We start from the raw sequence: 5,741 nt of genomic DNA, 5'->3' as shown, positions 1-5,741 counted from the left end.
AAGCTGATCGCGTCCGACCTGGACGGAACGCTGCTCCGCGGCGACGGCACGCCGTCGCGACGCACCCGAGCCGCCCTGGCGGCGGCTGAGCGGGTGGGGATCCGGGTGGTGCTCGTCACGGGTCGGCCACCGCGGTCCGTACCGGCGCTGCTGGAGATGGTCGGGCCGTATGCCGTCATCGCGGCCAACGGGGCCGCCACCCATGCCGCCGACGGAAGCCTGGCGGGCGTGTCGCAGATCCCCCCTTCCACCGCCGCCCAGTTGGTGGCTCGCGTCCGCGAGGCGCTTCCTGGTGTGTCGTTCGCCGTCGAGTACGACAGCGGCTTCGGTCGCGAACCCCACTACCCGACCTGGTCGTTCGGCGAGGAGACGGTCGAACTGGTCGGCGCGGCCGACGAACTCCTCACCTCGGCACCCGGTAGACGCGCGCTGAAGATCCTCGCCCACCACCCGACGCTGCCGCTCAGGGACTTCTACGAGCGGGCCCTCAGGGCCGTGGGCACGAGCGCCGAGACGACCCGTTCCACCGGTCTCTCGCTGGTCGAGTTCAGCGCACCGGGCGTGACCAAGGCCACGACGCTGATCACCTGGAGCGGCCTGCTCGGTATAGCCGGCCACGAGATCGCGGCCTTCGGCGACATGCCCAACGACCTGCCGATGCTCGCCGCGGTGGGCGACTCCTACGCCATGGCCAACGCGCACCCGGACGTCCTGACAGCCGCCCGCCATCGCGCCCCCTCCAACGACGAGGACGGCGTCGCCCAGGTCCTCGAGGGGTTCGTCGCCGCGGCCCTGGGACGCCACCGGCCCGCCACGCGCGGCTGACCGAGCCGGCCCACTTCACCATGGGGCCGCCGCTCGTCACGGCGTTCTGGTACTGGCCCAGCGACGGGGGCGGCGGCCCGTCGCTGGTGGCTGTTCTCAGAAGGCGTGCGGCCCGAACCGGCCCCAGGCCACGAGCAGGGCCAGGACGAACAGGACCGCGTTGACGACGACCGACTGGGCCTCGCCGCGCCGGCTGTGGGTGATCGCGGCGCCGAACATGGTCAGTGCCAGGCCGGACGCGGCGAGCGGGACAAGCTCGGGGGCGACGTCCACCGCAGCGGGCAGGATCAGCCCGATCGCGGCGAGCACCTCCAGGGCGCCGATCGTCCTGAGGACCCACGGCGCGAAGTCCTCGGCCCAGGCCATGGACGGGGAGACGACGAGCTTCTCCTTCGGCTGGGCGAGCTTGGCACCGCCGGCCCCGAGGAAGACGAGGGCGAGCAGGGCCGCGGCGGCCCACAGGGTGGCGTTCACTGGTACCTCGGGTGGTCTTGGTCGCGCGGACCCGGCTGGCGGGCGCCGCGGCGATGGGTGTGTGATCCCGCGCGCGAGACGACGGGTGACGGGTGACGTGGGAAGGCGTGCCGAACCGCGCGGTTCGAGCCGGACGGTCCTGGCGATGGGCCGTCAGTGAACCGGCGGCCAGGCCGGCTCGGTGGTCAGGCCGCGGGTCAGGCCCCCGGAGAGGCGGCGGTTCGCGCCCTGATGACCGTCCGTCCGCGTTCGGAGGCGGGGAAGCGGTCGATCATGGCCCGCAGTTCCTCGGCGCCGACGTTGGCGCCGAAGGGCTCGGTGCCCGGTTCGAGCCGTACGCCCGCGGCGAGTCGTCCCGCGATGACGGGGTCGAAGCCGAGGGCGTCGACGAGTCGCGCGACGGCGGCCAGGTCGTCCGGATCGTCCCCGGCGATCGCGATCGCCTTGCGCCCCGGTGTCCCGGCCGGCCGGGCGCCGTCCTCCAGATCGTGGTAGCCCATGTGGTTGAACGCCTTGACGACGCGCGCCTCGGGCAGGAAGTCCCGCACGATCTCACTCGACGAGGTGCGCGGGTCGGTCAGGTCCTCGCGGTCGCCGTCGACCTCCCACCAGTAGTTCATGGCGTCGATGACGAGCTTGCCCGCCAGCGCGTCGGCGGGGATGCCGCGGTACCTGCCCAGGGGAAGGGCGAGGATCGCGAGGTCCGCCCTGGCCGCGGCCTCCGCCGCCGTGACCGGGACCGCGCCGGGGGTGAGGACCTCGACGGTGAGGGCGATCCTGGCGGGATCGCCCGATCCCGCGACGAGCACCCGGTAGCCGGCCGCCACGGCAAGCCGCGCCAGCACGGTGCCGACCTTCCCCGCCCCCAGAATGCCGACGGTCCACACGTGCGTGGTGTCCATGTCCGCTCCGTTCCGCCGTCAGCCCGCGAGGAGGTCGCGAACCATCGGAACCACCTTCGTGCCGTACAGCTCCACGGCCCGTAGGCGGGCGCTGACCGGCTGTGCCCCGGTGGTGTAGATGAGGTCGAACCGGCCGACGTCGAGCGCGGTGACGGCGCGGGCTATCTTGCGGGCGACCGTCTCGGGCGAGCCGATGTAGAGCGAGCCGTGCTCGATCTCGCGCTCGTACTCCTCCCGGCGAACGGGCGGCCAGCCCCGCAGCGCGCCGATCCGGTCGCGGATGACCCGGTAGTGCGGCCAGTGGAGTTCCCTGGCCTCCTGGTCCGTGTCGGCGATGAAGCCCGGGGAGTGCATCCCGACCGGGTGGGCGACCGTGCCGAACTGCTCGGTGGCCCGCCGGTAGAGGTCGACGTAGGGCGCGAACCGCTCGGGGGAGCCGCCGATGATGGCCAGCATGAGCGGGAACCCGTAGCGGGCGGTGCGGATGACCGACTGGGGTGAACCACCGACACCGACCCACGTGCTCAGGTGCCCCGACTCGGTCTTCGGAAAGACGTCCGCCTCCTCGAGCGCGGCCCGCTTGGTGCCGCTCCAGGTGACGGGCTTCTCCTCGAGCAGCTTCGCGAAGAGCTCGATCTTCTCCTCGAACAGCACGTCGTAGTCGCTGAGGTCGTACCCGAAGAGCGGGAAGGACTCGGTGAAGGAGCCGCGCCCCAGGATGACCTCGGCCCGACCGTTCGACAGGGCGTCCACGGTCGCGAACCGCTGGAACACGCGGACCGGGTCGTCGGAGCTCAGCACGGTCACGCCGGAGGAGAGCCGGATGCGGCTGGTGCGGGTGGCGATGCCGGCGAGCACGGTCTCCGGCGTCGAGATCGCGAACTCGGGGCGGTGGTGCTCGCCGAGCGCCAGGACGTCGACGCCGATCCCGTCCGCGAGAACGGCCTCGTCGAGGACCTGTCGGATGGCCGTCGCGTCGGACACGAGGGTGCCGGAGTCGTCCTCCGGCACATCGCCGAAGGTGTCCAGACCGAAGACGAGATCAGACATGGGTGGGCTCCTTCATGCTCCTCGCGACCGACTCAGACTCCGGCGGGGGGAACCGGGGTGTTGAGGAGCTGCATCTCCCAGGCGAACGCCACTCCGGTGCCGCCGGCGTGCATCAGGGCCGCGGCCATGTCCTCGGGACTGGCGGCGTCGGTGCGGGCCCAGTCGCGCTGGAGCTCGCCGCTGACGGCCAGCCAGGTGATCGGGGTGATGCCGGCCTGGACCATGCGCCGCACGGCCATGTCGTGGGCCTCGGCCGACACGCCCCCGGAGGCGTCGGTGACGGCGTACACGTCGAAGCCCTCACCGGCCGCGTGCAGGGCGGGCATGGCCACGCAGATCTCCGTCCACAGACCGGCGATGATCAGCTTCTTGCGCCCGGTCGCCTTCACGGCGTCCACCACCCGCTGGTCCTCCCAGGTGTTGATGAACGTCCTGTTGATCGGCTTCTGGTCGGGGAAGACGTCCTGCAGCGGCTGGATCAGGTTGCCGCCGCGCTCCTCGAGCACCGTGGTCAGGATCGTCGGGACCCCGTAGGCCTTGGCGGTCTTGGCCAGGCCGACGACGTTGTTGACGATCAGCGCCGGCTCGTGGCTGTTCAGGTTGGCGAACTGGAACGGCTGGTGGTCGATGAGCAGCAGAACGCTGTTCTCGGGCGTCAGCAGCGCTTCAAGACCGGTCTTCGATGACGTGCTCATGAGAATCTCCCTAGGGGCGGGTTGCCGGGTGGAACTAGATGAAGCATCAATCACTTTGGTTGACGTGTCAACCGTCCACCTTAGGTGATTCGTCAACAAACTGACTACACTTGTCCGCATGAACGAGACCCCCCGTTGGTTGACCCCCGCCGAGCAGCGGGCCTGGCGGAGCTTCGTCGGGCTGCAACAGAAGCTCATGGGTCGGCTGTCACGCCAGCTCCAGAGCGAGTCGAACCTCTCCGCCGCCGACTTCGCGGTGCTGGTCGAGCTGACGGACCTGCCCGAGGGCCGCTGCCGGTTCCTCGATCTGGCCAAGGCGGTGGAGTGGGAGAAGAGCCGGATGTCCCACCACATCGCCCGCATGGCCAAGCGCGGCCTGGTGGTCCGGGAGGAGTGCGCGGAGGACGGGCGGGGCGCGGTCGTCGTCATCACCCCCGCGGGCCGCGAGGCCATCGAGGCCGCGGCCCCACGGCACGTCGAGGCCGTCCGCCAACTCTTCCTCGACCACGTGACCCCGCACGAGCTGGAGACACTCGCCCGGATCTCCGACCGGGTCACCGCCCAGTGGGAGAAAACCCCCTGCCCCGACGAGGAGGCGGCCGACCGCTAGCCAACGGTCGGCCGCCGGCGGCCAGGGCCGGGAGGGCGCCCACGGGCACCTGGTTGACTTGTCAACCGAATCCCTGGAGGATGGAGGTTGATCCATCAACCAGAGGAGGGAGGGGATGACGATGCAGTTCGGAATCTTCACCGTCGGTGACATCACGGTGGACCCGACCACGGGCCGCGCCCCGACCGAGCGGGAGCGCGTCAAGGCGATGGTCGCCATGGCCCAGCGGGCCGAGGAGGTCGGCCTAGACGTGTTCGCGACCGGCGAGCACCACAACCCGCCGTTCGTGCCGTCCTCCCCCACCACCATGCTGGGCTGGATCGCGGCCCGCACCGAGCGGCTGGTCCTCTCCACCGCGACGACGCTGATCACCACCAACGACCCGGTGAAGATCGCCGAGGACTACGCCATGCTCCAGCACCTGGCCGACGGCCGCGTCGACCTCACGCTGGGCCGCGGCAACACAGGACCGGTCTACCCCTGGTTCGGCCAGGACATCCGAGAGGGCATCAACCTCGCCATCGAGAACTACGCCCTCCTCCACCGACTGTGGCGCGAGGACGTCATCGACTGGCAGGGCCGCTTCCGCACCCCGCTCCAGGGCTTCACCTCCACCCCCCGCCCGATGGACGGCGTGCCGCCGTTCGTCTGGCACGGCTCCATCCGCAGCCCCGAGATCGCCGAACAGGCCGCCTTCTACGGCGACGGCTTCTTCGCCAACCACATCTTCTGGCCCAAGGAACACACCCAGCGGATGGTCGACCTCTACCGCACCCGCTACGCGCACTACGGCCACGGCACCGCCGAACAGGCCATCGTCGGCCTCGGCGGCCACGTCTTCATGCGCCGCGACTCCCAGGCCGCGGTCCGCGAGTTCCGCCCCTACTTCGACCACATGCCGCAGATCAACGGCGGACGGTCACTCGAGGAGTACACGGCCCAGACGCCGCTCACCGTGGGGACGCCCGAGCAGGTCATCGAGAAGACCCTCACCTTCCGCGAGTACGCCGGCGACTACCAGCGCCAACTGTTCGTCGTGGACGGCGGCGGCCTGCCGTTGAAGACCGTGCTCGAGCAGATCGACATCCTCGGCGAGGAGGTCGTCCCCGTCCTGCGCCGCGAGTTCGCTGCCGGCCGGCCGGCCCACGTGCCCGAGGCCCCCACCCACGCCTCGCTGGTCGCCGC

The 5,741-nt window shown here is 70.8% G+C and carries 7 protein-coding genes; 3 read left to right on the top strand and 4 right to left on the bottom strand.

The features are described 5' to 3' along the window. Positions 1 to 825: HAD family hydrolase (locus E1265_RS32700; RefSeq protein WP_132934584.1), on the top strand; the 825-nt coding region annotated here is incomplete at its 5' end. Positions 826 to 921: 96 nt separating this feature from the next. On the opposite strand, the gene E1265_RS32695 is transcribed toward E1265_RS32700, so the two are convergent. The 4 genes from E1265_RS32695 to E1265_RS32680 form a co-directional block, all read right to left on the bottom strand. After that, positions 922 to 1,299, bottom strand: coding sequence for a DoxX family protein (locus E1265_RS32695; RefSeq protein ID WP_132934583.1), 378 nt, complete (start codon positions 1,297 to 1,299; stop codon positions 922 to 924). 197 nt (positions 1,300 to 1,496) lie between these two features. Then, a complete protein-coding gene (locus E1265_RS32690) occupies positions 1,497 to 2,201 on the bottom strand; it encodes an NAD(P)-binding domain-containing protein (protein WP_132934582.1) in 705 nt (234 codons plus the stop codon). A gap of 18 nt (positions 2,202 to 2,219) precedes the next feature. Then, entirely contained in the window at positions 2,220 to 3,251 is a 1,032-nt protein-coding gene (locus E1265_RS32685) for an LLM class flavin-dependent oxidoreductase (protein WP_132934581.1), read from the bottom strand. A gap of 32 nt (positions 3,252 to 3,283) precedes the next feature. Next, entirely contained in the window at positions 3,284 to 3,946 is a 663-nt protein-coding gene (locus E1265_RS32680) for a hydrolase (RefSeq protein WP_132934580.1), read from the bottom strand. 118 nt (positions 3,947 to 4,064) lie between these two features. Between E1265_RS32680 and E1265_RS32675 the strand changes: the two genes are divergently transcribed. Continuing rightward, positions 4,065 to 4,556 (top strand): MarR family winged helix-turn-helix transcriptional regulator, encoded by a 492-nt coding sequence (locus E1265_RS32675; RefSeq protein ID WP_132934579.1) that lies wholly within the window; start codon positions 4,065 to 4,067, stop codon positions 4,554 to 4,556. Positions 4,557 to 4,677: 121 nt separating this feature from the next. Next, positions 4,678 to 5,741 (top strand): LLM class flavin-dependent oxidoreductase (locus E1265_RS32670; RefSeq protein ID WP_132934585.1); only part of this gene is annotated, 1,064 nt, incomplete at its 3' end.

Source organism: Streptomyces sp. 8K308 (assembly GCF_004348315.1).
In the GTDB taxonomy this organism is placed as follows: domain Bacteria; phylum Actinomycetota; class Actinomycetes; order Streptomycetales; family Streptomycetaceae; genus Streptomyces.
Note: the sequence above shows the minus strand (reverse complement) of the source record. Positions and strands in the feature narration are given on the sequence as shown.

What these genes read in the sequence shown, in the direction of transcription:
- E1265_RS32685 (WP_132934581.1), bottom strand. Translation starts at nt 3,251, where the DNA reads ATGTCTGATCTCGTCTTCGGTCTGGACACCTTCGGCGATGTGCCGGAG.
- E1265_RS32680 (WP_132934580.1), bottom strand. Translation starts at nt 3,946, where the DNA reads ATGAGCACGTCATCGAAGACCGGTCTTGAAGCGCTGCTGACGCCCGAG.
- E1265_RS32675 (WP_132934579.1), top strand. Translation starts at nt 4,065, where the DNA reads ATGAACGAGACCCCCCGTTGGTTGACCCCCGCCGAGCAGCGGGCCTGG.
- E1265_RS32690 (WP_132934582.1), bottom strand. Translation starts at nt 2,201, where the DNA reads ATGGACACCACGCACGTGTGGACCGTCGGCATTCTGGGGGCGGGGAAG.